Raw genomic sequence first — 26,782 nt, 5'->3', positions numbered from 1 at the left:
GCTGGTGCTGGGCGCTGCTCTGGTCGGATGCACCGCGCTTGATGGCACCGCTCCGCCCAATCGCGCGAATAGGGCCGCAGCGCCGCTGGCCCCGGCCAAAAGCTTTGCCCGCGCCCATCCGGTCGCACCGCAGCGGGCCAACAGCGATATCGCCCGCGATTTTCTGGATCTGCATTTCCGATTAGAGGGCGGCACCGATCTGCCTGTATTTACGCGGTTTGAAACCCCAATCACCCTGCGGGTCACCGGGCAGCCCACCAAGAGCCTGACCCGCGACCTGGGTGCACTGCTGCGGCGATTGAAACGCGAAGCGGGGATTGATCTGCACCTGGTGGGGGACGGCGGCGCCAATATCACCATCGAGGCGGTGCCCCGCAAGGCCATCCGCCGTGCCTCGCCTCGCGCGGCCTGTTTTGTGGTGCCAAATGTCAGTTCACTGGCTGAGTATCGCCGCAACAAACGCAAGCCTAAAACAAATTGGGCCAATCTGCGCGCACGCCAAACGCTGGCGATCTTTGTGCCTAATGATGTCAGTCCGCAGGAAACCCGAGACTGCCTGCACGAGGAGCTGGCGCAGGCGATCGGGCCGTTGAATGATCTATACCGGCTGTCAGACTCGGTTTTTAACGACGATAATATACACACGGTTCTGACCGGTTTTGACATGCTGATCCTGCGCGCAGGCTACGCATCTGAACTGCGCAGCGGGATGAGCCGGGCCGAAGTTGCAGCAAGACTGCCGGCGATCCTGGCACGATTGAATCCGGCAGGGCAGCACCGCCCGCCCCTGCCATTGCAGGAAACTCCGCGTGACTGGATCCGCGCCACCGAGGCGGCGCTGACGCCGGGAACCAGCCGTGCCAGCCGACTGGAAGCTGCCCATCGCGGCGCGGGTATGGCCCGTGATCTGGGCTGGCAGGATCATCGGCGCGCCTTCAACCACTATGTACTGGGGCGTATTCTGCAACGCGATGACCCCGAATTGGCGCAGCAGCATTTTCAGACCGCTCTTACCTATCTGCAAGGGCGCAAGGACAGCCCCCTGCTGCGTGCTCAGATCGCCAGCCGCATGGCAGCCTTTGACATCATACGCGGCTATGGTGCCACGGCACTGACGCGGATCCGCCCGGCGCTGCCGATTGCTGCACGCGGTGAGAACGCAGTGCTGTTGTCCAGCCTGATGCTGCTAGAGGCCGAGGCGTTGATCCTTGAGGGGCAAACTGACGCTGCCTATGCGGTCAGGCTGGACAGCCAGGGATGGGCGCGATACGGCTTTGGACCGGATTGGGCGGTCCGTGGGGCGATGCGGGAAATCGCAGCCCTCGCACCCCCACAATAATCCGGCGTTGGCCGCCTATGGGCGACGACGTTGCAGACCTGTGAACCTTCAATCAGACGGATCTTGATATGTTCGTAATTGGCGCATTGCTCTTTGGCGTACTTCTTGGGGCCTATTCGGCCAAAAAACGCGGCGGCAGCTTGGCGGATATCCTGCAATATGGCGCTGTCTATGGCATTGGATTTGCTATTGTCGGGCTGATCGCCACAATCATCATTCACCGCATGGCGCTGTGATCCAGCCTCTGTCGCGCGGCTGACCTGACCCTGCGCTGCCCCAGACGGAGACCACGACCGTAATGTTCCAGCCCTTCTTTGAAAATCTGCGCAAGGCAGCCGTGCCGGTGTCCTTGCGGGAATATCTGACCTTTCTCGAGGGGATGAAGGCGGGGCTTGCGACCTATGATATCGACGCCTTTTACTATCTGGCACGCGCCGCCATGGTGAAGGATGAGCGCAATATCGACAAATTCGACCGTGCCTTTGCCGCGACGTTTTCCGGGCTAGAGGCGATCCCCGCCGAGGCGGTAATGGAAGCGGTGGATATTCCCGAAGAGTGGATCCGCAAGATGGCGGAAAAACACCTGAGCGAGGATGAGCGCCGCGAAATCGAGGCGCTTGGCGGGTTTGACAAGCTGATGGAAACGCTGAAAGAGCGGCTGAACGAACAGGAAGGCCGCCATCAGGGGGGCAACAAATGGATCGGCACGGCGGGCACCTCGCCGTTTGGGGCCTATGGCTACAATCCTGAGGGCGTGCGCATCGGCCAGAAAGAAAGCCGCCATCAGCGCGCGGTCAAGGTCTGGGACAAACGCGAATTCAAGAACCTTGATGGTGATGTCGAACTTGGCACCCGTAATATCAAGGTGGCGCTGAAACGTCTGCGCCGCTGGGTGCGCGAGGGCGCATCTGAAGAACTGGACCTCTCAGGCACCATCCGCGCCACTGCGGAACACGGATATCTGGACGTGAAAACCCGCCCCGAACGCCACAATGCCGTAAAGGTACTGCTGTTTCTGGATGTGGGCGGGTCGATGGATCCGCATATCAAAGTGGTGGAAGAACTGTTCTCGGCGGCGCGTAGCGAGTTCAAGCATCTGGAGTATTTCTACTTCCACAACTGCCTTTATGAAGGGGTCTGGCGCGACAACCGCCGCCGCTGGGATGCGCAGATCCCCACCCATGAGGTGCTGCGCACCTATGGGCCGGACTACAAGTGCATTTTTGTCGGCGATGCGTCGATGTCGCCTTATGAGATCGCCTATCCGGGCGGCGCCAATGAACATTGGAACCCGGAGGCCGGTCAGGTCTGGCTGGAGCGGGCGCGAACGCAGTGGGCCTCACATCTGTGGATCAACCCGGTTCCAGAGGCCTATTGGGGCCACACCCATTCGATCCAGATGATCCGCGAGATCTTTGCGGATCAGATGGTGCCGATGACGCTGGCGGGGCTGGAACGCGGCATGCGCGAGTTGACACGCTAGCTGCCACCTGATGCGACACTGGCTGATGCGACACTGGGGGGTGGCCTTCGGCCGATCGCTTGCCAAGTCAGGCGAGCTCCGGTAGACCAAGCGTCAGCGAATTGGAGAGTTTATGTCCTGGTGAAGAAGGGGCGGCAGAGGCCACCCCGGTTTGCAGATTGCCCCGGAGAACGCCGTCCGCCCGTATCGGCGGACGTCAGGGAAGATTTGCGCGATGTTCATCAGACACATGGATCCGGGTGCGGCCCGCGATCACACCACGAAAGACATTCCCAATGACTAGGGACTATTCCCAATTCCTGAACACTCCCACCCCGGCAACTGGCGATAAACGCCCGCTTAGCGCTTTAGATCGCCTCGGGTGGCAGGGGTTCTTCTCTCAACAGACTGATCTGGATGAGATGGCCAGCCACCCACCCGTGCGCATCACTGAAGTGAACCGCAATGGGCTGCGCGCCATGGGTGCCGACATTGATCTTGTGATCCCCCCCGGCCTTGAGGCCACTGTGGGGGATTGGCTGATGTTGGACGCCGAGCTGCCGACCCATAGTCGGGTGCTGGAGCGCAAAAGCCTGATCCGCCGCCGCGCACCGGGCAAGGATCGCAAGGTCCAGCTGATTGCCGCCAATATCGACACAATGTTCGTGGTCACCTCCTGCAATGCCGATTTCAATCTGGCGCGGCTGGAACGGTTTATTGCAATGGCCTTTGACGCCGATGTGACACCGGTGATTGTGTTGACCAAGATCGACCTCTGCGAAAATCTTGAAGACTACGTTGCGCAGGCCAGGACGATATCTGACTTGGTAGATGTCGTGCCACTGAATGCCAAAAGCGACACCGCACGTGAGGCACTGGCGCCTTGGGTCAGGGCCGGACAGACGGTGGCGTTTCTCGGCACCTCAGGCGTGGGGAAATCCACGCTGACCAATGCACTGGGTCAGGGTCTTGAAATCGCAACTCAAGCCATCCGCGAGGATGATGCACGCGGTCGTCATACAACCACGCGGCGGCAGTTGTATTTCCTGCCCGGCGGCTGCGCTGTGCTGGACACCCCCGGCATGCGGGAATTGCAACTGACCGATGCGGCCACTGGCGTCGGCGATGTTTTTGCAGATTTGCAAGAGCTGGCCACACGCTGCAAGTTTCGCGACTGCAGTCACGACAGCGAGCCGGGCTGTGCGGTTCAGGCAGGTATTGCCGCTGGTGAGGTTGATCCAAGCCGGTTGGAGCGTTGGCGCAAGCTGGCTGCCGAAGAGGCGTTCAATTCGGCGTCACTGGCGCAACGCCGCGCCAAGGACAAAAGCTTTGGCAAGATGGTGAAAACCGTGAAATCCATCAAAAGCCGTACAAAGAAGTAAGCGCTACGACAGGTCGAGGCTGCTTAGGCAAAGACGCGAAAGGGCGCCCAATCGGAGCGCCCTTTCCTATTGTCAAATAGCTCTTATGCCGGGTCAGCTGCCGCCTTGCAGAAGCGGTGTGATACGCCGCACGGCCGCGCGGCGGTTGGCCCGTTCAGCGCGGGCCGTGACGACGGCCAGGTCGGTTTCACCATAGCCCTGCACAACCATGTTTTCCGGCGGCACCTTGAAATACTCACTTAACGCCAATGCGACGCTTTCTGCCCGACGATCCGACAGGGCCAAATTGTAGGGCGCCGCACCTACCGCGTCTGTGTGACCTTCGATCAGGAAAACCTCCTGCGGGTTCTGCGCAATCATTTGGCGCAGCGCGTTGCCCAGCGCGGCCAGCTCTTCCGCCTCGGCGGCACGGATGACAGCGGATCCGGTTTCGAAATTGATCGACTGAACGGTGATTTCCGGCACCAGCTGGCGCACCGCGTCAATATTGCGGACCTGGCTCAGCGAGAAGCGGCGGCTGACCTGCGGGGCCTCTTTGGCGGCCAGTGCCAATGCCAGATCATCGGCGTTGATGCTGTCACTGCTAAACCCCAGTTGGCGAGGGGCAGCGGTCGGCAGTTCCGAGACCACAACACTGTCGGCGCGCTGGGTGTCATCGAACAACACCACTGTGCTGCCATCTGCCAAGGTCCGAGTGCGGCGTAAGACACGTCCGTCGCGGGCGCGAATGGTTTCCACCTCGGCCCCATCTTCGCGCACCACCACGCTGCGGGTGGAGCCATCCTTGAATTTGTAGGTGGTCACATTGCTGCCGGGCTGACGCAGCAGAGCGTCGTCATTTTTGATCACCCGGTACTGGCCGTTCTGTTCGACCACCGCGCGGTCGCCGGAGTTGCTGACAACGGTTTCCCCCTGCTTAAGCAGCTGGCTGATGGCCACAGCACCAAGGCCAAGCAAGGCTGCCTTTTGCAATTTGCTGAGCCCTTCATCATCCCCGGAGGGAGCAGCGGTTGGGGCTGCGGTGGGATCCGCGGCTGCATCAGCCTGCGTATCAGTGTCAGCGCCGGTCTCGACGGCGACTTCGGCCTCGGCGGCAGGTGTATTCACATCGGTTTCAAACGCCTCGTCCGAGCTGCGGGCGGTATCTTCGGTGACGGTTTCCTCAACCACCTCCGCCTCTTCTTGCGTGTCGGATGCAGCTGCGGCAGCGGCAGTGGCACTCTCGTCAGCCTCTGCCACGGCCAGCGCATCGGCCTGCGCCTGACTGTCCAATGGTGCTACCTCTGGCTCGGGCTCGGCCACTGATTCCACTTCTACCGGAGTCTCGGGCACTTGCGTCTCAGTTTGTGCGCTCTCGATTTCAGGATCAACCTCCGCACCAACGGTTGCCGTTGCCGCATCGGCGAGGGCCTGCGCATCAGCGGCGGCCTGCGCATCAGCGGCGGCCTGCGCATCAGCGGCGGCCTGTGCGTCAGCGGCGGCCTGTGCGTCAGCGGCGGCCTGTGCGTCAGCGGCGGCCTGTGCATCAGCGGCGGCCTGCGCGTCAGCGGCGGCCTGCGCGTCAGCGGCGGCCTGCGCGTCAGCGGCGGCCTGCGCGTCAGCGGCGGCCTGCGCGTCAGCGGCGGCCTGCGCGTCAGCGGCGGCCTGCGCGTCAGCGGCGGCCTGCGCGTCAGCGGCGGCCTGCGCGTCAGCGGCGGCCTGCGCGTCAGCGGCGGCCTGCGCGTCAGCGGCGCTATCCTCGACTGCGGGTTCGGTTTGTTGCAACTGCGTCTGGGCCTGCGTGGCGGCAGACGCCATCAGTGTCGAGGATGCAAGTGCAGGGTCCAGATCAGCATCCAATTCGCCGGTGACATAAGCCTGACAAAACTCGGCTTTGGCCCCCTTCCCCTTGCCTTTCAGGATCTCACCCTCTGGGCTGATGCGGCCATTTTTAATCCAGCGCAGGCAGCGCTGTACGGCCTCGGTGATCTGCTCTGGCGCCATCAGACTTAGGTCAGTTGGGTCTGCCTTGGACTGGGCCGGAGCGGCGACCGGTAGGCTGAGGGAGACGATCACCGCCAGTGCGGTGGAGGATCGAAGAAGTTGCGAAACCATGTTGGCATTCCTTTCGCTGTGCGGTGCAAAGCCTAAGGAGATAACCCGCAAGGGCGCAATAAAGTTGCTTGTGATCAGCATTTTCGGCCAAAGCCTGCCGATAAACAGCCTGGCCCGTGTCTAGCCTGCCGCTGATAACATCTGCATCAGCCGCTGTTTTTCGCCTGTATCAGCGCCCAGAGCCAGCACATCTGCGAGATCTTCCAGAGCCGCGATGGAATGGCCGGCGCGAAAGCTGTCCACATGGGGCAGCATGGCGCGGATGCCGCGTGCCTTAGGGGCGAACCCGTCAAAGCGCAGCAACGGGTTCAGCCAGATCAGGCGACGCGCAGACAGATGCAGCCGCTGCATTTCGGCGCTGAGCTGATCGCTGTCGTCGCGGTCCAGCCCGTCGGTGATCAGCAGAACCACGGCGCCCTGCCCCATGACGCGGCGCGACCAGTCACGGTTGAAATCATGCAGGCAGGCACCGATCCTTGTGCCGCCCTCCCAGTCCTGCGCCTCTGCCCCGGCGGCAGCAAGGGCGGCATCCACATCGCGCTGCGCCAGATGGCGGGTGATATTGGTGAGCCGTGTGCCGAAGGTAAAGCCATGCACCCGCGCCCAGCCCGGCCCCTTGCGGTTGGCGACCGCATGCAGGAAATGCAGGATCAGACGGGAATATTGGCTCATTGAGCCGGAGATATCGCAGATCACGACAAGATTGGGCCAGCGCAACCGGCGTTGGGCGCGTGCAAGGGTTGTGATCTCGCCGCCCTGACGCGCAGCCTGCCCCATGGTGCGTCGCCAATCGATGCGGGGACCTGTCGGTGACGCCATCAGTCGGCGGGACTGGATCGGGCGGATGGGCAGCTGCATCTTGGCCAGCATCCGCTTGGCCTCGGCCACCTCGGCGGTGCTCATCTGCTCAAAATCCAGCTGCCGCAGCCGTTCCTCGCGCGACATGGTGAGTTCGGCGCTTAATTCCAGCTGCTCCGGCGGTTCCTCCCCCTCCGGCTGGTCGGGGCGATCCGGCGCCTCGGCACCATCCAAGAGCGCCTCGGCGGCGCGTTTCTGGGCGGGCTTTGCGGCTTTTTCCTCCTGCGTGCCGCGGATCGCGGGCAGCATCGCCGCCATCATATGCTCCAGAAAACGCGGATCCCGCCAATAGAGACGAAAGATCTGTGCAAAGACCTGACGGTGTTCGGGTTTAGAGACAAAGCAGGCTTGCAGCGTCCAGTAGAAATCGCGCCGCGAGGTAAAGCCTGCTGCGGCCACAGCCTCGACCGCGTCGATCACACGCCCCGGACCGATGGGCAGCCCAGCGCGGCGCAAAGCCCGCGCAAAATGGGTAACATTCTGCGCCAGCCGGGGCTGATCCGGCAGCGGCAGGGGCGCGTATTCAGGCATGATCGCGTCGCGCCGACATCACGCCGGACCCAGCGTGGCACGGGCCTGATCGAGAATGCGCTTCGCCTCGGAGCCATGCAGGCGGCTGATATCATCCTGATATTTCAGGATTGCCCCCAATGTCTCGGCAATCACCTCTGGCGACAGATCAATGACATCCAGCGCCAAGAGGCAATTGGCCCAATCAATTGTCTCGGCAATGCCGGGATGTTTGAAGAGATCCTCGGTGCGCAAAGCCTGCACAAAGGCCACGACCTCCCGCGACAGACGCGGCGCCAGACCGGGCGCGCGGGCGGTCAGGATCTCCATCTCGCGGTCGAAATCCGGGTAATCCACCCAATGATAGAGACAGCGCCGTTTCAGCGCGTCATGCACCTCGCGGGTGCGGTTAGAGGTGAGGATCACGATGGGTGGTTCCGGCGCCTTGATGGTGCCGAGTTCGGGGATGGTGACCTGAAAATCGCTGAGCGCCTCTAGCAGGAAAGCCTCGAAAGGCTCATCGGTGCGGTCAAGCTCGTCGATCAGCAGCACCGGAGCGCCTGCCGGATCCGGTTGCATCGCCTCCAGCAGCGGGCGGCGGATGAGATAGTCATCGCTAAAGAGCTCTGCCTGAAGCCCTGCGCGATCCGATCCGGCCCCTGCGGCCTCAGCCGTGCGAATGGCCATCATCTGGGCGGCAAAATTCCATTCATAGACCGCGCTGGAAGCATCCAGCCCCTCATAACATTGCAACCGGATCAAGCGACGGCCCAATGCGGCGGCAAGCGTCTTGGCGATCTCGGTCTTGCCCACCCCGGCCTCGCCCTCCAGAAACAGCGGGCGGCCAAGGCGCAGCGACAAGAACACCACCGTCGCCACCCCCCGGTCCGCGACATAGCCCGCATCTGCAAGCAGCGTTTCGACAGTATCAATAGAGTCCGGCACCCCCCTGCCCCCGCTCAAAGTCGGGTTCGTTGAGCTGTTCGGCTGGATAATCTCTGTGGCCTGCGACATCTGGCACCCTTTCGCTTCGCACCCAACAGGCCATGTCCACCCCTAGCGGGTCAAGCGTTTGCCCATGCCACTTTGGTCCAATAGGCCACACGCGGTGGACAACGCGGGCACCGGTCCCGATGCAACATTGACCGCCCGGTGCAGCAATGCGATGTCTTCTGCACGCCATCCGCCCCTGCGCGGGAGCGGCACCGACCCGGCAGGAGACACCATGCGCACAGTGGCCGTGACATGTGTAAAGAATGAGGGCGCATTCCTGTTGGAGTGGATCGCCCATCACAAAGCTGTTGGCTTTACCGATATTCTGATCCTGTCGAACGATTGCCAAGACGGCAGCGACCGGATGCTGGACCGGCTGGACGAATTGGGCCATATCACCCACCTGCGCAACGATGGTCCCTATGACAAGGCAGGTATCCAGTTCACTGGCCTGAAGAAGGCTGACAAACATCGCCTTGTGCGCAAGGCGGACTGGGTCATGACGCTGGACGTCGATGAGTTTGTGAACATTCATGTCGGTGACGGCAAATTGACGGATCTGCACGCCGCCCTGCCCGATGCGGATGCAATCACCCTCACCTGGCGGCTGTTTGGCAATAGTGAAACTGTTCGGTATCAGGATCAGCCGGTGACAGAGCAGTTCACCCGCTGCGCCCCACAAGTCATTCACTGGCCCTGGCGTGCTGCGATGTTTAAGACGCTTTATCGCAACGATGGCACCTATCGCAAACTTGGCGTGCACCGCCCCCGCAACCCGCAAGACACTGGTGCCGTAGATCCGTTTCGCTGGTTCGATGGTGCGGGGCGAGAATTGGATCAGAGTTTTAAGACACAGCGGGTCTATTCCAATTACGGTCAGCCCAATTTTGATCTTGTGCAGCTGAATCACTACCCCCTTGGCGCGATGGAGAGTTACGTGCTGAAGGCGGATCGCGGCCGGATCAACCGGCAAACCGAGCTGGGCATGGATTATTGGGTCGAGCGGAATTTCAACACCGATGAGGATGACAGCATTGCCCGGTATCGTCCTGCGCGTGTGGCCATCTCTGATCTGCTGCGCGAGGACGTCAAACTGGCACGGCAGCATCAACACTCCGTGGACTGGCGTCATAGTCATTTTCGAACATTGATGCAGCAAGACGCCTATCGCACGCTGTTCTCGCGCCTGCTGATGACCCCGCCATCGCGGCTGATCAGCCCGGTGACCGCCCGCACCCTTACCGGGTTTGCCACTCTGGGGCGACACGGCACACGTGACGCCATCAGCAGGCCCAACGACACCGCAGACTGAGGGTATTGGCCTGACACCTCTCCTGACATGAGAATGTGTTAATGGGGCTGTATTCGGTCAGTCTTACGCCGCGGATCGCAACTGCGGCACAGGCCGCTTGGCCGACAAACCGGCCTTACAATTTCCAACTTTAGCCATATTTCGTCCCTAGATACTGATCAAAGAAACCCGCCACCCCAAAGGCGGGACGAGAGGATGATGCGATGCAGCAGGACACGATGGATACGCTGGACGAAGACCTGTCCGGGCTGAAACCCGTACAGTGGCAGGCTCGTATGGCAGCACTTGCCGAAGAAAACGGCATGTATCAACCGCTGGGCAATCGTCATTTCGCCAGCTTTATCGATCAGGGCAATACCTTGCTGGTCAGTTTCGAAACGATTCAAGGCATTCACAACCTGTCTGACCTGGCGCAGCCTTTGGGCTTTGATCTGGTTAAGAACCTCGGCTGGTCGCATTTGTGCATCATCTCCAACGGCGACACCTGGTTTCGCAATGAACGGATTTATGGGTTTTTCGACCAACTCATTGATGACGGCTTCTTTGATGAATTCGACAAAGTTGTCTTTTACGGCGCAGGTCCCTGTGGCTATGCTGCTGCGGCATTCTCTGTGGCGGCTCCCGGCTCTACCGTCGTGGCTATCCAGCCTCAGGCGACACTGGATCCCCGCCTCACGGACTGGGACGACCGGTTTACGGAAATGCGCCGTCTCAACTTCTCCGACCGCTACGGATTTGCCCCCGACATGATGGATGCGGCCAAGCAGGGCTTTGTGATCTATGATCCCAGCGAGCGGCTGGATTCGATGCATGCGGCCCTGTTTGCGCGCAAGAACGTCACCCGCCTACGTACCCCCAATCTTGGCAGCACCGTGCAGACCCGGCTGATCGAGATGGAAATCCTCTATAATATCATCGCTCTGGCAGGCACAGACAAGCTGACAGAACGGCGGTTTTTCCAGCTCTACCGCGCGCGCCGCAACAATGGCCCCTACCTACGTAGACTGTTGGCGCGGCTTGATCAGGATGATCGGCTCTATCTGGTGGCGCTGCTGTGCCGAAATGTTGCAAGCAGGCTGCGCGCGCCCCGCTTCCGCCGCCGCTGGCAGGAACTGCAGAAAAGCGCCGAAGAGGGCCATGTAAAACTGCCGCCAGAATTCTAAACCCCGTCGGCTTTGCCCACCACGTCCCGGTCCTTGGGTCGAGTGTCTAGCGGATCTATCACGAGCGCATCCGGTCGCTTCCCCTGACCGGTGCCATGTGCTACGCGAGCGCCATGACCGTTCAGCTGACCATCCCCCGCCCCGATGACTGGCATCTGCATCTGCGCGACGGCGCAATGCTGAAGGCCGTTCTGCCTGAAACTGCCCGCGACTTTGCCCGCGCCATCATCATGCCGAATCTGGTACCGCCGGTGGTGACAGGCGATCAGGCCGCCGCCTACCGCGACCGTATTCTGGCCGCCCTGCCAGATGATATGACGTTTGAGCCGCTGATGACGCTCTACCTGACCGAGGACACAGATCCGGCAGATGTGGCAGCGGCCCACGCCAGCGGGTTGATTAAGGCCGTGAAACTCTACCCGGCCGGGGCCACCACCAATTCCGCCTCTGGCGTCAGTGATTTCGACAAGGTGCGCGGCGTGCTGGAGACCATGGCCGACATCGGCCTGCCGCTGTGCACCCATGGCGAAGTCACCGATAGTGACATCGACATCTTCGATCGCGAAGCGGTGTTCATCGACCGGGTGCTGGATCCGATCCGCAAGGCAACTCCCGGCTTGCGTGTGGTGATGGAACATATCACCACCAGGAACGCGGCCGATTATGTGACCAGTCAGGACAGCGATCTGGGGGCCACGATCACTACGCACCACCTGATCATCAACCGTAACCATCTTCTGGTTGGCGGTATCAAACCGCATTATTATTGCCTGCCGGTGGCCAAGCGCGAAGAGCACCGTTTGGCCCTGCGCGCCGCTGCAACCTCCGGCGACAAACGGTTCTTCCTTGGGACGGATTCGGCCCCGCACACCGACCCGAACAAACTCAGCGCTTGCGGCTGTGCCGGCTGTTTCACCGCCCCCAACACCATGCCGCTGCTGGCGCATGTGTTTGAGGAAGACAGCGCGCTGGACAAGCTGGCAGGTTTTGCATCCGAGAATGGGCCAGCCTTCTACCGCCTGCCGGTGAACAGCGCGCGCCTGACGCTGGAAAAACAGGACAGCCCGGTCATCTTCCCCGACCAGATCAGCACCGAGGAAGGCCTGGTTACCGTCTTCGATCCCGGTTTTGATGTGTTCTGGAAGGTCGCCTGATCTTCTGACCCCAAATACCCCGCCGGAGGCTTCTGCCACCGGCGTCTCGCGCCGACCAAAAGGATGATAGAATGATCCCCTCCTCCTACCCCTCATCTGAAGAAATTGCCCGCCTCTCTGCCCGCATGCTGTTGGAAATCGGCGCGGTGAATTTCAACACCGATACGCCGTATACGCTGGCCTCCGGCCTGCCCTCGCCCAGCTATATTGACTGCCGCAAGCTGATCTCTTTTCCGCGGATCCGCACGACGCTGATGGATTTCCTCACCGTCACGGTGATGCGCAATGCCGGTTTTGAGGCGTTTGACAATATTGCAGGCGGTGAAACGGCAGGCATCCCCTTTGGCGCGTTGGTGGCAGAGCGCATGGCGCTGCCGATGACCTATGTGCGCAAGAAACCCAAGGGTTATGGCCGCAATGCCCGCATCGAAGGGGTCATGACCGAAGACCAGCGCGTGCTGCTGGTGGAAGACATGACCACCGATGGTGGCTCCAAACTGTCCTTTGTCGATGCGATCCGCGAGACCGGCGCCAGCTGCGGCCATACTGCGGTGATTTTCTATTACGACATCTTCCCCGAAACCACCCAGCGCCTCGGCGACCACGGTGTTGAGCTGCATTATCTCTGCACCTGGTGGGATGTTCTGGCCGAAGCCAAGGCGCAAAAGAGCTTCAGCGAGGAAACGCTGGATGAGGTGGAGCGCTTCCTGAAAGATCCGCGCGCCTGGCAAGAGGCGCATAAATCCGCCTGATCACCTTCTATGTGACGCGCATCTTATCTGGGGCGACCTGTGGACTGGGCCGCCCCGAATCGTCTCGGGGGCACGCGCACCAGCGCAGATATAGACAGCTTCCCAGAATGCACCCCATCATATAGACTACCCAGACCTCAACCGGGCTTCTGCAAAAACGACACACAGGTCAGCCTGCGGATATCCACAGGCTGTTCACAGCTTATCCTCAGAGTTTTCCAGATAGCCAGACCGAGCGCCCCGCCGGTATACACAGGCCAAATCACGCGGGCCACATAACGTCGGCCGCAGACGAGAGCAGCGATGAACGATATTACGCCTTTTGATCCCAATCTGCCCGCCGCCCCGGAGCCTGCTGCCAATGGCGAGGCGACGGGCGACGACGCCAGCATCCTGCCGCACTCCGTTGAGGCTGAACAGCAGCTGCTGGGCGCGATCCTGACCAACAACGACGTTTATGATCGCATCGCATCGATCATCACATCGGCGCATTTCTACGACCCGGTTCATGCCCGCATCTACGAAATTGCCGCCGCGCGGATTTCCAAAAATGCGCTGGCCTCGCCGGTGACGCTGAAGGCCTTTATGGAGGATGACGAGGGCCTGAAGGAGTTGGGCGGCCCGGCCTATCTGGCAAAACTGGCGGGCGCATCCATCTCGGCCTTTGCGGTGCGCGACTATGCGCAGATGATCTATGACCTTGCGATCCGGCGCGAGCTGATTGCACTGGGGCGCAGTATCGCGGATAAGGCGCGCCGCGTCGATGTCGCCTCCGAACCCAAGGAGCAGATCGTCGAGGCGGAACAGTCGCTATATAAGCTGGCCGAACAAGGTCAGACCGAAAGCGGTTTCAAATCCTTCCTCAAGGCGGTCACCGAAGCGGTCAATGTCACCAATGAGGCCTACCAACGCGGCGGCGGCATGGCGGGGATCTCCACCGGACTGGCCGATCTCGACAAACAGCTGGGCGGCCTGCACCCGTCGGACCTTCTGATCCTGGCGGGACGTCCCTCGATGGGGAAAACCTCGCTCGCGACCAATATCGCCTTCAACGTCGCCAAAGCCTACAAACGCGGCCAGAAACCGGATGGAACCGAAGGCGCGGTAGATGGCGGCGTCGTTGGCTTTTTCTCACTGGAGATGTCGGCAGAGCAGCTGGCGGGGCGTATTCTGGCCGAAGCCTCAGAGATTTCTTCGCATAAAATCCGTCAGGGTGACATGACCGAGGAAGAATTCCGCCGCTTTGTGCAGGCCGCCAAGGATCTGGAAAGCTGCCCGCTATTCATTGACGACACGCCTGCCCTGCCGATTTCGCAGCTGGCGGCCCGTGCGCGCCGCCTGAAACGAACCCATGGGCTTGACCTCTTGGTCATCGACTACCTGCAGCTCTGCCGGGGCATGGCCGAAAACCGGGTCAATGAAATCGCGGAAATCTCGATGGGTATGAAGGCCATCGCCAAGGAGTTGCAAATCCCGGTCGTAGCCCTGTCACAGCTGTCGCGTCAGGTGGAGAACCGTGAAGACAAACGCCCACAGCTGTCGGATCTGCGGGAATCAGGCTCGATCGAACAGGATGCTGATGTGGTGATGTTCGTGTTCCGCGAAGAATATTACAAGGAACGCGAAAAACCCGGCGATCACGAACTGGACAAGATGGAAGAATGGAAGCAGGCCATGGAACGTCTGCACGCCAAGGCCGAGGTCATCGTCGGCAAGCAGCGTCACGGCCCCATTGGCACCGTGGAACTGTCGTTTGAGGCGCAGTTTACCCGTTTTGGTAACCTCGCCAAAGCCTGGCAGCAGGACCACACTCCCGACTACTAAGACTGCGTGCCTTACCTACGGAGCTGCGACACAAAATATGTCGCGCTCCAATTGGGCCAGGTCCCCGCAATCTGCCTGCTCCCTCTCTTTATCTTTTTCCAGATATCCTTGGGGTGAGGCGCAGCCGAGGGGACAGAGCCTCATATCCTCGTGCCCCCCCTGCGATACCCTGCCAAAGATCCGCGCATCGCTCGACGCGACGGCCTGCGGTGCGGTTTCCCCCTTGACCCCTGTGTCCCCCATGTCATGAACAGCGCATGACGACTGCAAGACTGACACTCAATCTGGATGCGCTGGTGACCAACTGGCGGAACCTCGATGCGCTGACCAATTGCGAAACCGCCGCTGTGGTCAAGGCCAATGGCTATGGGCTGGACGCGGGCCGCGTCGGCAAAGCGCTGGCCAAGGCTGGCGCGCGCAATTTCTTTGTGGCCATCGCCGAGGAAGGCGTGGCGCTGCGCCGCGCCATCGGTCCAGGCCCCGGCATCTCGGTCTTTGCCGGCCATATGGAGGGCGATGCGAAACTGCTGCGCGATTTCCAGCTGACGCCGATGCTCAATTCGCTCGACCAGATGCTGCGCCATTTTGAGAGCCTGCCGGGCCATCCCTTTGGCGTGCAGCTTGATACCGGCATGAACCGGCTTGGCATGGAGGCCGCCGAATGGGCCGCTGTGCGCGATATAGCACTCAGTCAGGGGCCGGTTCTGCTGATGTCGCATCTGGCCTGCTCGGATGCCTCAAATCATCCGATGAACGCCCACCAATTGCAGAACTTTCTTGACCTGACCGAGGGGCTTGATCTGCCGCGCTCCCTCGCCGCAACCGGGGGCCTGCTGCTGGGGCGCAACTATCACTTTGATCTCTGTCGTCCTGGCATCGGCCTCTATGGCGGCCTGCCCTTTGGCGACGCGCTGCCTGTGGCCCAGCTGGACCTGCCGGTAATCCAGATCCGCAGCCTCGATCCGGGCGAAACCGTAGGCTATGGCAATGGCTGGACGGCGCAGCGCCCCAGCCGCATCGCCACCGTCGCAGCAGGGTATGCCGACGGGTTGCACCGCGCACTTGGCAGTGGCCAGGTCCAGGTCTACGCAGGTGACACCCCCTGCCCGGTCGCGGGCCGCGTTTCAATGGATCTGATCACTGTCGATGTGACTGATCTCAGCAACGATCCTAGCCACCTCAGCATCCTCAACGAGCGCCAGACCGTGGACACGCTGGCGGATGCGGCGGGCACCATTGGCTATGAGATCCTCACCTCTCTCGGCAGCCGTTACGCACGGAGCTACACCGGATGAGCACATTTTCGCGTCTTTCGCCCCTTAGCCTGCTTGCCCGGCTGGGACAGATGGTCCTTGCCGGCCTGGGCGCTGTGGGACGGGTGACGCTGTTTGCACTCTCGACCTTCAGCCATATGCTGCGGCCGCCTTACTATCCGCGCGAGCTGCTCAATGCGCTGTTGCAGGTGGGCTGGCTGTCGCTGCCGGTGGTTGGCCTTACTGCGATCTTCACTGGTGCGGCGCTGGCGTTGCAGATCTACGCCGGGGGGGCCCGCTTCAACGCCGAGGCTGTGGTCCCGCAGATCGTTGCCATCGGCATGGTGCGCGAACTCGGCCCCGTTCTGGTCGGGCTGATGATTGCTGCGCGCGTCACCTCCTCTATCGCGGCTGAAATCGCCACGATGAAGGTGACCGAGCAGATTGACGCGCTGGTCACGCTCTCCACCCATCCGATGAAATACTTGGTCGCACCCCGCGTTCTGGCCGCGCTGATCACTGTACCGGTGCTGGTGGGTGTCGGCGACATCATCGGCATCATGGGCGGCTATGTGGTCGCCACGCAGAACCTCGGCTTCAATCCGGCAGCCTATCTGAAAAACACTGTCGATTTCCTCGAGCTGCGCGATATCGTCTCCAGCCTTGTGAAAGGCGCTGCTTTTGGCACCATTGCCGCAACCATGGGCTGCTATTACGGCATGCAGTCAGGCCGCGGGGCGCAGGGCGTCGGTCGCGCCACCAAAGGGTCGGTTGAGGCCGCTGCGGTGCTGATCCTTGCCGCAAATTTTGTCCTCACAGGGATTTTCTTCTCGCTATGATCCAGATGAATGACGTCCATAAGGCCTTTGGCGACAACAAGGTTCTGCAAGGCATGACGCTTGAGATCCCCAAAAGCAGCTCCATGGTGATCATCGGCGGATCTGGCACCGGCAAATCTGTCGCGCTGAAATCTGTTCTGGGACTAATCACACCGGATCAAGGGCAGATTCTGGTTGATGGCAAACCCGCAGCCAGTGGCGACCGCGACGCCTTTCTGGCACGCTTTGGCATGTTGTTTCAGGGTGCCGCCCTATTTGACTCCCTGCCCGTCTGGCAGAATGTCGCCTTCCGTCTGCTGCGCGGCTCACTGAAGCGCCCTGTGGATGAGGCGCGCGAAATTGCCATCGAAAAACTGCGCCGAGTGGGGCTGAAGGCCGATGTGGCGGATCGCCTGCCCGCAGAACTGTCGGGCGGCATGCAGAAACGCGTCGGCCTGGCCCGCGCTATTGCTGCCGAGCCGGAGATCATTTTCTTTGACGAGCCGACCACCGGCCTTGACCCGATCATGTCCGGGGTGATCAACGACCTGATCCGCGAGATCGTGGTCGAGATGGGCGCCACCGCGATGACCATCACCCACGACATGACCTCGGTCCGCGCGATCGCCGACAATGTGGCGATGCTGCATGACGGGGTGATCCAATGGACCGGCCCCGTGGCAGATATGGACCAGTCAGGCGATCCCTATATGGAGCAATTCATCCACGGCCGCGCGGAGGGCCCGATTGAAGCGGTGCGGTAAACTAACCCGCATTTGGCGTAGAGCTCTCGCTGCGGCAGGTGCTCATTTAGACCTTCACCCGGCTCCTGATCGTCGAACCTGCGGCATATCTGACGGTTGGTGTCTTTTCTTAACGTTTTGCCCCTTCCAAATCTGGTTCTAAACCCACAAGTCTTGGCGAGCCCACAGAAAACGAGCCACCATGACCCTCCGCCTCCTTACCCTCTCCCTGCTTATCCTCTACCCTGTCGCCTGGTTCGCGCCGCTGATGCGGGCGGGATTGTTGCCGATATTCGGCCTCAGTGAAATCTCGGTGATCACCGGCTTGCAAAGCCTTTGGGGCAGCAACGTCATTTTGGCGCTGACGGTCACGGCTTTCGCGATCTTTGCGCCGTATCTCAAAACCATCGGACTGGCGCTGGTGCAATGGGGCCTGCTGGACACGCGCGTCCAACCGGTTCTGCATGTCTTGGGTAAGCTGGCGATGGCGGATGTGTTTCTGATCGCGCTCTATATCACGCTGGCCAAGGGGATTGGCTATGCAACGATTGAGACCGCCTGGGGGCTTTATTTGTTTACGGGCTGTATTCTGGCGTCAATTGTCCTGTCTCTTCTGACCGCGCGCCAGGTTAGCCAGCAGGACGACTAGAAACGGGGCGCTGCCCCCGGCCTGAGTGCCCGCAACACTTGAACAAACCAGAAACATCTGCCAGATCTACCGCATGGCAAAAACAACATATTCCTGCTCTGCCTGCGGAGCATCTTTCTCAAAATGGTCCGGGCGCTGCGATGGCTGCGGCGAGTGGAATTCCATCACCGAAGACAAGGGCCTGTCCAAGGGCGGACCGGCGTCGAAATCGCTGGGCATGCGGCGTGGCAAAACAATCCCGCTTAGCGATCTTGCGACGGAGGAAGCGCCACCACCGCGCAGCTGTTGCGGCGTGGGTGAACTGGACCGGGTGCTGGGCGGCGGGCTTGTGCCAGCTTCGGCGATTTTGGTAGGCGGCGATCCTGGCATCGGTAAATCGACGCTGCTGCTACAGGCGGCGGCACAATTTGCGCGATCAGGCGTCAAGACAATCTATGTCAGCGGCGAAGAGGCCAGCGCGCAGGTGCGTATGCGGGCGCAACGTCTGGGGCTGGCCCAGGCACCGGTAAAGTTGGCAGCAGAGACCAATCTGCGCGATATCCTGACCACGCTTGAGGCGGAGAAACCGCAGCTTGCCATCATCGATTCCATTCAGACCATGTGGGCAGATCACGTGGACAGCGCCCCTGGATCTGTCAGTCAGGTACGCGCTGCCGCGCATGAGCTGACGACATTTGCCAAGACCAATGGCGTATCCATCATCATGGTCGGCCATGTCACCAAGGACGGCCAGATTGCTGGTCCACGCGTGGTCGAGCATATGGTTGACACGGTACTATATTTCGAAGGCGAGCGCGGGCATCAGTTCCGCATTCTTCGCGCGGTAAAGAATCGCTTTGGACCGGCCGATGAGATCGGCGTTTTTGAGATGACTGGCGGGGGCCTGAGCGAAGTCCGAAACCCGTCGGCCCTGTTTCTGTCCGAGCGCGGTGCGCCGTCGCCCGGGTCCGTGGTATTTTCCGGCATTGAAGGCACCCGCCCCGTTTTGGTTGAAATGCAGGCCTTGGTTGCCCCCTCGCCGCATTCGCAGCCACGCCGGGCGGTTGTCGGGTGGGACAGCTCGCGTCTGGCAATGATCCTTGCGGTGCTAGAGGCCCGCTGCGGCATTCCTTTTGCCGGGCTTGATGTCTATCTCAACGTTGCCGGCGGCATGAAGATCTCCGAGCCGGCAGCGGATCTGGCGGTGGCTGCGGCCCTGCTCAGTGCGCGAGAAGACACTGCCTTGCCAGCCGATACGGTTGTATTCGGAGAAATATCGCTGTCTGGAGCCCTCAGACCCGCCCCGCAGACCGAAAACCGGTTGAAAGAAGCGCAAAAACTTGGTTTCACCGCAGCCATAGCTCCAAGTGGTGGTAAATCCGTCGCGGTTGAGGGTCTTGCCCTGCGGCAGGCCTCTGATCTTGCCGGTTTTGTCGGCGACTACTTCGGGGCTGGTTAAAGTCGCAAGAATTCTAATCGCAGGTTAACGGGCGAGGGACATGGAAGGTTTCACCATTATCGACGGGGTCGTGGCCCTTGTCATTGTTGTATCGGCGTTGCTGGCCTATTCGCGCGGTTTCGTGCGCGAGGCCATGGCCATCGCCGGTTGGATTGCCGCAGCCATCTTGGCCTTTCTGTTTGCGCCGCAGGTCGAGCCGCTGATGGCCGAGATCCCGGTGATCGGGGAGTTCATCGCGGACAGCTGCGAATTGTCGATCATCGCCGCCTTTGCTGCGGTTTTTGCCCTGGCATTGATTGTGGTGTCGTTCTTTACGCCGCTGTTTTCGTCGTTGGTGCAGCGTTCGGCGCTTGGCGGGTTGGATCAGGGTATCGGTTTCTTCTTCGGGGTGCTGCGCGGCATCCTGTTGGTGGCGATTGCCTTCTTCCTTTATAATGTCGTCATGACCGGGCAGAGCTTTACCATCGTGGACGAAAGCCGCTCGGCGGTGGTGTTTGAACGGATGATCGGCAAAATCGAAGACCGCAATCCTGAGCAGGCGCTTGGCTGGGTCACCGCTCAGTACGAAAGCCTGATCGGTTCTTGCGGTGAGTAAGGTCGCGCCGCCAGAAACTGCCTGTTTAGGCCCGGAGCATTGAGACATCATACAGTAGAAACGCTGGACCGGCCCGAAAACTCTCTGACTGGAGCGCATTTAAAATTTGAACGCGCGCCGGTCAGGTCATCCCTCGCGCTTTGGCAATTCCCCCGGATCTGGGTGGTGTAACCGCCGCTGCCCAGCCGGTGGGTCACTCCGGTGATCGACCAGAGCGGCGGAATACTGGGGCGCAGTCCGACAACCAGGGCCTGACCCTCAGCCCGCAGGATCGGATCGCCAACCAGAATGAGGCTGATTGAGTGCCCAGCACGGGTCTGTTTATCAAGTTTGGATTTGGCCGCCCGCTGGGCGGCTTCTTCCGTTCTATAGGGATGGGTCATCTCATAGGCGGGTGATCCCTCGCCCCCGGTCACCGTCTTTTTCTCCCCCAGCTTCTTATCGTGCCAGATGGCTTTCACACCTTTGTATGCGGTGGCCTTGTCCTTGCTGACGCGGCAGCCGGGCATCAGCTGGGACTTGAACACCCAGATTTGCGGCAGGACCACCGTGCCACTGGCGGATTTGCCCTTCTCCCTTGCCGATGAACAGCAAGCCGCCCTCTTTGACCGACACGATGGCGTCATATTCCTGGCCGATCCGGGCCAGAAAATTGAGGTCGCTTTCGGCTCGTTGGGCCAGATACTCATGTTTGATGCCATTGAGGCGCTCGGCCACCTTGGGTGCCCGCTTATCCTGTGATCAGAAGATGAAATCCCTGCTGGCCCGCTATGGCACCGGCATCCGCCCCGGTTGGGTCAGCGAGGACCTCGCAACGGCTCAGAGACGAGACAAAGACGAGGCCCTTGCCCTCTGTCTGCGCTGCAATCAGCTCCTGGCGATCCTTCGGCTCGCCCTCTTTGTACTAGCTCAGAGGCAGGTCAATATGGCCATCACCAATCGCTTTCCGCACGGGATTGTCACTCCCCCCAAAGAAGGCATGGGAGGGGGAAGCCGAGGAAATCAGAGCAAGAAATGGGATTTTCTTTCGCATTCGTTGTCGCCGAACAAAATGCGTGCACATGTTCTGCTGCAACTCATGAGCGAGTGCTATCTTTGCAGTGACAACACTCGGCATGCCCCGATCCAGATTGACCTTTCCAATGGGGAGCCAACCAGCATCGGGCGGGTGGTGGCCTAAATGCACGAATGGTGAGAGGATTTGTTTCCGCATCTGGCATCATGCGGCAATCAACGGCAGTCATAAAATCTATTTTGCGCCGCAGCGCCCGAAGGGTGGAAAGAACCGCCCAATTGGGTTTGCCAGTAAACACAGGGCTTTCACGATACACCCGAAGGCCACGTTCAAATTTGCCCTGTGCTCACCCTTCCAATTAATTCCGATCCCCCCGGCGGGGCGTTCTATCTGGCGCCCTCTTTTTGTGATCGGGTGGGGGGCTGCTGGTCTGGTTATATGACGTCGTCACGCAACGACGGAGACCAAAGTTTTGCCTATCCACCCTGAACCACCGGATCAAAAGCCAATAGAAATTTTCACATTTCGACATTCCCTGCCGAGGCAACGTTTACCATTCCTAACATGAAAAAGACACCTTAACGCTTTATTAACCATTAAGAATCGCACTCAATTTCGTATGAGATCACGCTCCAGACCCGTGTTCAGCGCCGAGGCGAGACTGATAAAAGTTAACAAATCCTGCGATCCCCGGTGTTTTTGGGCAACAAAGTCGCGATTGAGGCAGGATTGAAGGCCGAAAACCCCGCAGTTGTCCCAATCGGCCCAACCCTTGCCCCATTTCCGTCCAATTTCGAAGCGCACATTGGTGTCAACAAAACGCCGGACAGAACGTCAGGCACACCGCTCAGAAGGACGACATCATGTTGCTGGATCACTCGACATCGTTTGCTGACTGCCAGCCTGTTGGCCTCCTGATGGATTTCCCGGCCTCTTTGGCGGCCATATCCGCTGCCAGCCGCGCACGTCCGCGTCCTCGTACGGGTGGCCTGCTGCCGCACATGATGGTGGAAACCGACCGTGGTTTTGTGCAGGCCCGTCACGTTAAGCCCGGCGACATGGTCTATACCCTTGATGGAGGTGCCCAGGAAGTGACTGCCGTGAAGCACGCGGTGCCGCGTCTGACATCGCTGGTGCATGTGCCGGCTGGTGCGTTGGGAAATGATGATGCGCTGCTGTTGCCTGCTGACCAGAAAGTTGGCCTGGAGCTGGCCGCTGTTGAACGTCTGTTTGATGTGCCCACCGCAATGACCAAGGTCGTCTCGCTGATCGGTCACAAAGGTATTTCCGCGGCCATGCCGGAAAAGATGGCCCGTATCTATCTCTCTTTTTCTGAAGAAGAGATGATCTGGGCAGAATGCGGCATGTTGGTGCATGTGGCAGGTGCTGCCGCTAACGACAGCGCCTTTCGTGATTTGTCGCTGGCGGAAACCCGCCAGATCCTTGCCAGCGAAGACGGTCGCGCGCTCACGGATGCGGGCAAGGCAGAGGATGACCAGAGCGTAGAAGACAACGTTGATGTAATCTCGGCCTTTGACATGCTGCGCGGCCTGCTGGCGGCTTAATCGTCAAACAAGGCAAGCGCGCCTCACTCCAAAGCACCGCAAGGGCTGTTGTGTCCCGCGATCCAGATGCTGCTAAATAGGCACTTGAACACCTCCGGCAGGCCTGCGAAATCCGCAGGCCTTTTGTTTTGACGCAAACGCTGCCTGAGGAAGAATTGCAGTTTTTTAGTCCAACTGTCGTGAAACCATGATCCTTGGGTGACATGTGCGGGCGGACCCTCTATGTGGGGAGCATCCTGACAACCGGATTCGGAGCCACACCGCCTTGCCGATGCCGCAGATGCCCCCCGCCCACCCGTTTGACGATGACAAGCTGCGCGAAGAATGCGGCATTTTTGGCGTCGTCGGCGTCAAAGACGCCTCCAACTTCGTTGCCCTTGGATTGCACGCCCTCCAACATAGGGGACAGGAGGCCGGTGGTATCGTTACCCACGATTCTGTCGAAGGTTTCCAGAGTGCCCGCCGCTTTGGCTATGTGCGTGACAACTTCACCTCGCAGGACGTGATGTCCACCCTGCCCGGTCCCATCGGAATTGGCCATGTGCGGTACTCCACCGCCGGGTCCAAAGGTCAGACCGCGATCCGTGATGTGCAGCCTTTCTTTGGCGAATTCGCCATGGGTGGGGCCGCAATTGCGCACAACGGCAACATCACCAACGCCAATGCATTGCGCCGCGAACTGATCGAGCGCGGCTCCATCTTTCAAAGTTCTTCCGACAGTGAATGCATCATCCACCTGATGGCCCGGTCGCTGCAGCGGAACATCCCTGAGCGGATGGAAGACGCGTTACGCCGTGTCGAAGGGGCCTTCTCTGTGGTCGCCATGACCCGAACCAAGCTGATCGGTGTCCGTGATCCCCTTGGGGTGCGCCCGCTGGTGCTGGGCAAAGTGGGTGACGGGTATGCGCTGAGCTCCGAAACCTGTGCCTTGGACATCATCGGTGCCGAATTCCTGCGCGAGATCGAGCCCGGCGAAATGGTGGTGATCACTGACAAAGGTGTCGAGAGCCATTTCCCGTTCCGTCGCCAGTCCTCCAAGTTCTGCATCTTTGAGCATGTCTATTTTTCCCGCCCTGATTCGATCCTTGGCGGGCGTTCTGTATATGAAACCCGCGAAGCCATCGGCCGCGAGCTCGCCAACGAAAACCCGGTTGAGGCTGATCTGGTCTGCCCGGTGCCTGACAGCGGCACCCCGGCGGCTATCGGATATTCGCTGCAATCGGGCATACCCTATGCAATGGGGATCATCCGCAACCAGTATATGGGCCGGACCTTCATCGAGCCGACGGAGCAGATCCGCAACATGGGCGTGCGTCTAAAGCTGAACGTGAACCGCGCGCTGATCCAGGGCAAGCGGGTTATCCTGGTTGACGACTCGGTTGTGCGGGGCACAACATCGCGTAAAATCAAGGAGATGATCCTTGATGCCGGTGCCAGCGAAGTGCACTTCCGCATTGCCTCACCGCCTACTGCGTGGCCCTGTTTCTACGGCGTGGACACGCCTGAACGTGACAAGCTGTTGGCGGCAACCATGACCGAGGACCAGATGGCAGAACATTTGGCTGTCGACAGTCTAAAGTTCATCTCGCTGGATGGTTTGTACCGCGCTGTTGGCCAGGATCAGGGTCGCAACAGCAAGTGCCCGCAGTATTGTGATGCCTGTTTCTCGGGTGAATACCCCGTCGTTCCCGCCGACATGGTGGAACGGGGGTTTGAAATGAAGTCCGCAGCAGAGTAAGAGCGCAGCCGACATCAGTTCGACTCATGAGGCGCTGATCACCGGATCGGCGCCTCTTTCCTTTTTGTCCCTGCCCCGAAAGGCCGCCCTTTGGATCCACATCTCGCCCGTATGCTCGGCTCACAGCGCCAATGCCGCTGTTGTGGGGCGACGTTCGCCCAGCTGCTGAGCCTCAGCTGCGACCGGCCCGACGCTTGCCCGGAAGACATGTTTGTACATGACAATACGGCACTTTCGGCGCAGGCCGGCGATGTACTGACTGAGGATTTTTGCCGTCTGGGCAGTTTGCGTTTTGTGCGCGCGGTGCTGGCGGTGCCGCTAGCGGACACCAAAGGCGAAGAATTCATCCTTGGCACCTGGGCGCGGCTTAGCCGCGAGGATTTCGATGAATTCCTAGACCGTTTTGAGATGCAGGAGGCTGAAGATTTGGACAGCCAGCGCGCCTGGTTGGCCAATGCGATCCCGCCTGACGGCACCGAAGCGGTTGAGGCCATGCTGCACATGCGCCCCGAAGGCCAATACCCGGAGCTGCAGATCTCTGACCCGGAGCACCCGCTGTATAATTTGCAAATGGTCGGCGCGACGCTGGAAGAGCTGCTGGGTCTGCTCTACGCCTATGGCCATGATCTGCCATCATTGGTCTACGACGCCTGACACCTCACCACCGGTATTGGCCAACAGCTGAACGCGCCGATCTGATTTCAAGGGGCTGTGCGCAATCGGGCGACCGGTTTTGCGATGATGGGCAGCAGATCGCGCAGGACACCCTGCGCGACCAGCAGAGCCTTGCCACTGTTTTTGCCCCCCCTGTTTCCCAACATCCAGAGCTGATAGCGCGGCGGCGAACCGGACAAATGACCCAAGAAAGAAGATGACCGCAGAATGGCAAATCGTGAACGCGGCGGCAAAACCCCCGCAAATGTCGCAGGCCACGCCACCCAAAAGGATGCATTGCGCCGCAATACGCTGAGCCTTCTGGGACTATACGGTGCCAGCAACAACCTGAACGCGATGGTGAGGATGCCCAGCGGTCGCACGCAGGTTGTCCAGCGCGGCAGTCGCCTGTCAGGTAGCGAGGTGATCGCGATCGACGCCAAAGGGCTGATCCTGCAAAAGAACGGCAAGGCCTCTCGTCTCGAAATGCCGGGCAGCTAACCCAAGCCCGCCCCGTTGATGGGCGGGGCTGATGCTGCTGTGCGGCTTTGGCCTCTTGACCCGGCCCGCGCCGCGCCGCACAAGACCTTCATGACACAGAAACTTGCTCTTATCACCGGGGCCTCTCGTGGCCTGGGCGCAGCGCTCGCTGAGGCACTGGCACCAACCCATCATATTGTCGCCGTTGCCCGCACAACCGGCGCATTGGAAGAGCTGGACGACCGCATCAAGGCCGCCGGCGGCTCTGCCACATTAGCTCCCATGGATATCACCGTGCCAGAGGCCATGGCCACCCTGTGCCGGGGCATCCACGACCGCTGGGGCAATCTTGATCTATGGGTGCACACGGCGATCCATGCCGCCCCCCTTAGCCCTGCGAATTTTGTCGCCGCCAAGGATTGGCAGAAATCCATGGCCATCAACGCCACTGCCACATCCGTGCTGATCCCCTATGTGTCCCCCTTACTAGGTCAAACCGGCGGTGCCGTGTTCTTTGACGATCCACGTGCGGGCGACAAGTTCTTTGGTGCCTATGGCGCCACCAAGGCGGCACAGATGTCACTGGCCAACAGCTGGCAGGTCGAGACCGTCAAAACAGGTCCCAGAGTGCAGGTACTGACCCCGAACCCTATGGGCACAGCCCTGCGCGCACGTTTCTTCCCCGGCGAAGACCGCGATGCACTGGCGACGCCGCAGGATGAGGCCGCACGATTGTTGGCAGAGATCCTGGCCGCTGCGGAGTAATTCGATGTCGAAACCTGGTTGATTTCCCGCGCCCGGCGCCCCTGTCAGGGCACCGGGCGTTTTCATTTTGATCGTTGCGCGACAAACCTGTGACCTCTGTGCCGCAGGGGCCGCTGCCACAGCCCTTGCCTATGGTCACCGCGGGGAAAGACTTGCCCCCTTTTGCCCCACATCTTATTCAGGTCTGAGATGCGGACCGGCATGTTCACGCCCCCGATACAGCCAG

At 60.4% G+C, this 26,782-nt stretch carries 26 protein-coding genes; 21 read left to right on the top strand and 5 right to left on the bottom strand.

Annotated elements, in window-relative coordinates; all coding sequences use genetic code 11:
- Nucleotides 1–4 precede the first annotated feature (4 nt).
- From PhaeoP97_RS05310 to rsgA, 4 genes are all read left to right on the top strand, one after another.
- Nucleotides 5–1,339: a DUF2927 domain-containing protein gene (locus tag PhaeoP97_RS05310; RefSeq protein ID WP_420848997.1), complete on the top strand. Its 1,335-nt coding sequence runs from the start codon at nucleotides 5–7 to the stop codon at nucleotides 1,337–1,339.
- Nucleotides 1,340–1,407: 68 nt separating this feature from the next.
- Entirely contained in the window at nucleotides 1,408–1,575 is a 168-nt protein-coding gene (locus PhaeoP97_RS20425; RefSeq protein ID WP_096740446.1) for a hypothetical protein, read from the top strand.
- 62 nt (nucleotides 1,576–1,637) lie between these two features.
- On the top strand, nucleotides 1,638–2,822 hold the full coding sequence (locus PhaeoP97_RS05305) for a vWA domain-containing protein (protein ID WP_072504190.1): 1,185 nt from the start codon (nucleotides 1,638–1,640) through the stop codon (nucleotides 2,820–2,822).
- 275 nt (nucleotides 2,823–3,097) lie between these two features.
- Nucleotides 3,098–4,183: a ribosome small subunit-dependent GTPase A gene (rsgA, locus tag PhaeoP97_RS05300; protein WP_072504189.1), complete on the top strand. Its 1,086-nt coding sequence runs from the start codon at nucleotides 3,098–3,100 to the stop codon at nucleotides 4,181–4,183.
- A 93-nt stretch (nucleotides 4,184–4,276) separates the two neighbouring features.
- On the opposite strand, the gene PhaeoP97_RS05295 is transcribed toward rsgA, so the two are convergent.
- From PhaeoP97_RS05295 to PhaeoP97_RS05285, 3 genes are all read right to left on the bottom strand, one after another.
- Nucleotides 4,277–6,277 (bottom strand): OmpA family protein, encoded by a 2,001-nt coding sequence (locus tag PhaeoP97_RS05295; protein WP_072506312.1) that lies wholly within the window; start codon nucleotides 6,275–6,277, stop codon nucleotides 4,277–4,279.
- A gap of 120 nt (nucleotides 6,278–6,397) precedes the next feature.
- Nucleotides 6,398–7,666 carry a vWA domain-containing protein gene (locus tag PhaeoP97_RS05290; protein ID WP_072504188.1) on the bottom strand — a complete coding sequence of 423 codons (1,269 nt, stop codon included), beginning with the start codon at nucleotides 7,664–7,666 and terminating at the stop codon, nucleotides 6,398–6,400.
- Nucleotides 7,667–7,684: 18 nt separating this feature from the next.
- Entirely contained in the window at nucleotides 7,685–8,659 is a 975-nt protein-coding gene (locus PhaeoP97_RS05285) for an AAA family ATPase (RefSeq protein ID WP_237028982.1), read from the bottom strand.
- Nucleotides 8,660–8,870: 211 nt separating this feature from the next.
- On the opposite strand from PhaeoP97_RS05285, the gene PhaeoP97_RS05280 reads away from it, so the two are divergent.
- The 11 genes from PhaeoP97_RS05280 to PhaeoP97_RS05225 all read left to right on the top strand — a co-directional run bounded on the left by PhaeoP97_RS05280 (nucleotide 8,871) and on the right by PhaeoP97_RS05225 (nucleotide 20,339).
- Complete coding sequence (locus PhaeoP97_RS05280; protein WP_072506310.1) at nucleotides 8,871–9,950, top strand: glycosyltransferase family 2 protein; 1,080 nt, start codon at nucleotides 8,871–8,873, stop codon at nucleotides 9,948–9,950.
- Between the two features lie 203 nt (nucleotides 9,951–10,153).
- The gene (locus PhaeoP97_RS05275) at nucleotides 10,154–11,113 is read left to right on the top strand and encodes a phosphoadenosine phosphosulfate reductase (protein WP_072504187.1); all 960 of its coding nucleotides are present in this window, start codon (nucleotides 10,154–10,156) and stop codon (nucleotides 11,111–11,113) included.
- 113 nt (nucleotides 11,114–11,226) lie between these two features.
- On the top strand, nucleotides 11,227–12,267 hold the full coding sequence (pyrC, locus tag PhaeoP97_RS05270; protein WP_072506309.1) for a dihydroorotase: 1,041 nt from the start codon (nucleotides 11,227–11,229) through the stop codon (nucleotides 12,265–12,267).
- Nucleotides 12,268–12,338: 71 nt separating this feature from the next.
- Nucleotides 12,339–13,019, top strand: coding sequence for an orotate phosphoribosyltransferase (locus tag PhaeoP97_RS05265; protein WP_072504186.1), 681 nt, complete (start codon nucleotides 12,339–12,341; stop codon nucleotides 13,017–13,019).
- A gap of 303 nt (nucleotides 13,020–13,322) precedes the next feature.
- Complete coding sequence (locus PhaeoP97_RS05260) at nucleotides 13,323–14,843, top strand: replicative DNA helicase (RefSeq protein ID WP_072504185.1); 1,521 nt, start codon at nucleotides 13,323–13,325, stop codon at nucleotides 14,841–14,843.
- Nucleotides 14,844–15,100: 257 nt separating this feature from the next.
- On the top strand, nucleotides 15,101–16,138 hold the full coding sequence (alr, locus tag PhaeoP97_RS05250) for an alanine racemase (protein WP_072504183.1): 1,038 nt from the start codon (nucleotides 15,101–15,103) through the stop codon (nucleotides 16,136–16,138).
- Nucleotides 16,135–16,935 (top strand): MlaE family ABC transporter permease, encoded by an 801-nt coding sequence (locus PhaeoP97_RS05245; RefSeq protein WP_072504182.1) that lies wholly within the window; start codon nucleotides 16,135–16,137, stop codon nucleotides 16,933–16,935. Before alr ends, PhaeoP97_RS05245 begins: the two co-directional genes overlap by 4 nt.
- Nucleotides 16,932–17,678 carry an ABC transporter ATP-binding protein gene (locus tag PhaeoP97_RS05240; protein WP_072504181.1) on the top strand — a complete coding sequence of 249 codons (747 nt, stop codon included), beginning with the start codon at nucleotides 16,932–16,934 and terminating at the stop codon, nucleotides 17,676–17,678. The genes PhaeoP97_RS05245 and PhaeoP97_RS05240 overlap by 4 nt, the downstream gene beginning before the upstream one ends.
- 181 nt (nucleotides 17,679–17,859) lie before the next feature.
- A complete protein-coding gene (locus tag PhaeoP97_RS05235; RefSeq protein ID WP_072504180.1) occupies nucleotides 17,860–18,306 on the top strand; it encodes a paraquat-inducible protein A in 447 nt (148 codons plus the stop codon).
- 73 nt (nucleotides 18,307–18,379) lie between these two features.
- The gene (gene radA, locus PhaeoP97_RS05230; protein WP_072504179.1) at nucleotides 18,380–19,744 is read left to right on the top strand and encodes a DNA repair protein RadA; all 1,365 of its coding nucleotides are present in this window, start codon (nucleotides 18,380–18,382) and stop codon (nucleotides 19,742–19,744) included.
- A gap of 40 nt (nucleotides 19,745–19,784) precedes the next feature.
- A complete protein-coding gene (locus PhaeoP97_RS05225; protein ID WP_072504178.1) occupies nucleotides 19,785–20,339 on the top strand; it encodes a CvpA family protein in 555 nt (184 codons plus the stop codon).
- 47 nt (nucleotides 20,340–20,386) lie between these two features.
- Here the strand turns inward: PhaeoP97_RS05225 and PhaeoP97_RS05220 are convergent, their stop codons facing one another.
- A complete protein-coding gene (locus tag PhaeoP97_RS05220; RefSeq protein WP_157891230.1) occupies nucleotides 20,387–20,800 on the bottom strand; it encodes a hypothetical protein in 414 nt (137 codons plus the stop codon).
- A complete protein-coding gene (locus PhaeoP97_RS20270) occupies nucleotides 20,778–21,056 on the bottom strand; it encodes a hypothetical protein (protein WP_157891229.1) in 279 nt (92 codons plus the stop codon). Before PhaeoP97_RS20270 ends, PhaeoP97_RS05220 begins: the two co-directional genes overlap by 23 nt.
- A gap of 31 nt (nucleotides 21,057–21,087) precedes the next feature.
- On the opposite strand from PhaeoP97_RS20270, the gene PhaeoP97_RS05210 reads away from it, so the two are divergent.
- From PhaeoP97_RS05210 to PhaeoP97_RS05185, 6 genes are all read left to right on the top strand, one after another.
- Nucleotides 21,088–21,519 (top strand): hypothetical protein, encoded by a 432-nt coding sequence (locus tag PhaeoP97_RS05210; RefSeq protein ID WP_072504175.1) that lies wholly within the window; start codon nucleotides 21,088–21,090, stop codon nucleotides 21,517–21,519.
- 698 nt (nucleotides 21,520–22,217) lie between these two features.
- The gene (locus PhaeoP97_RS05205) at nucleotides 22,218–22,919 is read left to right on the top strand and encodes a Hint domain-containing protein (RefSeq protein ID WP_072504174.1); all 702 of its coding nucleotides are present in this window, start codon (nucleotides 22,218–22,220) and stop codon (nucleotides 22,917–22,919) included.
- A gap of 280 nt (nucleotides 22,920–23,199) precedes the next feature.
- Nucleotides 23,200–24,657: an amidophosphoribosyltransferase gene (gene purF, locus PhaeoP97_RS05200; RefSeq protein ID WP_072506308.1), complete on the top strand. Its 1,458-nt coding sequence runs from the start codon at nucleotides 23,200–23,202 to the stop codon at nucleotides 24,655–24,657.
- Nucleotides 24,658–24,768: 111 nt separating this feature from the next.
- Nucleotides 24,769–25,311: a DUF2199 domain-containing protein gene (locus tag PhaeoP97_RS05195; protein WP_072504173.1), complete on the top strand. Its 543-nt coding sequence runs from the start codon at nucleotides 24,769–24,771 to the stop codon at nucleotides 25,309–25,311.
- Between the two features lie 228 nt (nucleotides 25,312–25,539).
- Nucleotides 25,540–25,812: a hypothetical protein gene (locus PhaeoP97_RS05190; protein WP_072504172.1), complete on the top strand. Its 273-nt coding sequence runs from the start codon at nucleotides 25,540–25,542 to the stop codon at nucleotides 25,810–25,812.
- Between the two features lie 90 nt (nucleotides 25,813–25,902).
- The gene (locus tag PhaeoP97_RS05185; protein ID WP_072506307.1) at nucleotides 25,903–26,556 is read left to right on the top strand and encodes an SDR family NAD(P)-dependent oxidoreductase; all 654 of its coding nucleotides are present in this window, start codon (nucleotides 25,903–25,905) and stop codon (nucleotides 26,554–26,556) included.
- The last annotated feature ends 226 nt before the right edge of the window (nucleotides 26,557–26,782 follow it).

This window comes from Phaeobacter porticola, assembly GCF_001888185.1.
Lineage (GTDB): Bacteria > Pseudomonadota > Alphaproteobacteria > Rhodobacterales > Rhodobacteraceae > Phaeobacter > Phaeobacter porticola.
Note: the sequence above shows the minus strand (reverse complement) of the source record. Positions and strands in the feature narration are given on the sequence as shown.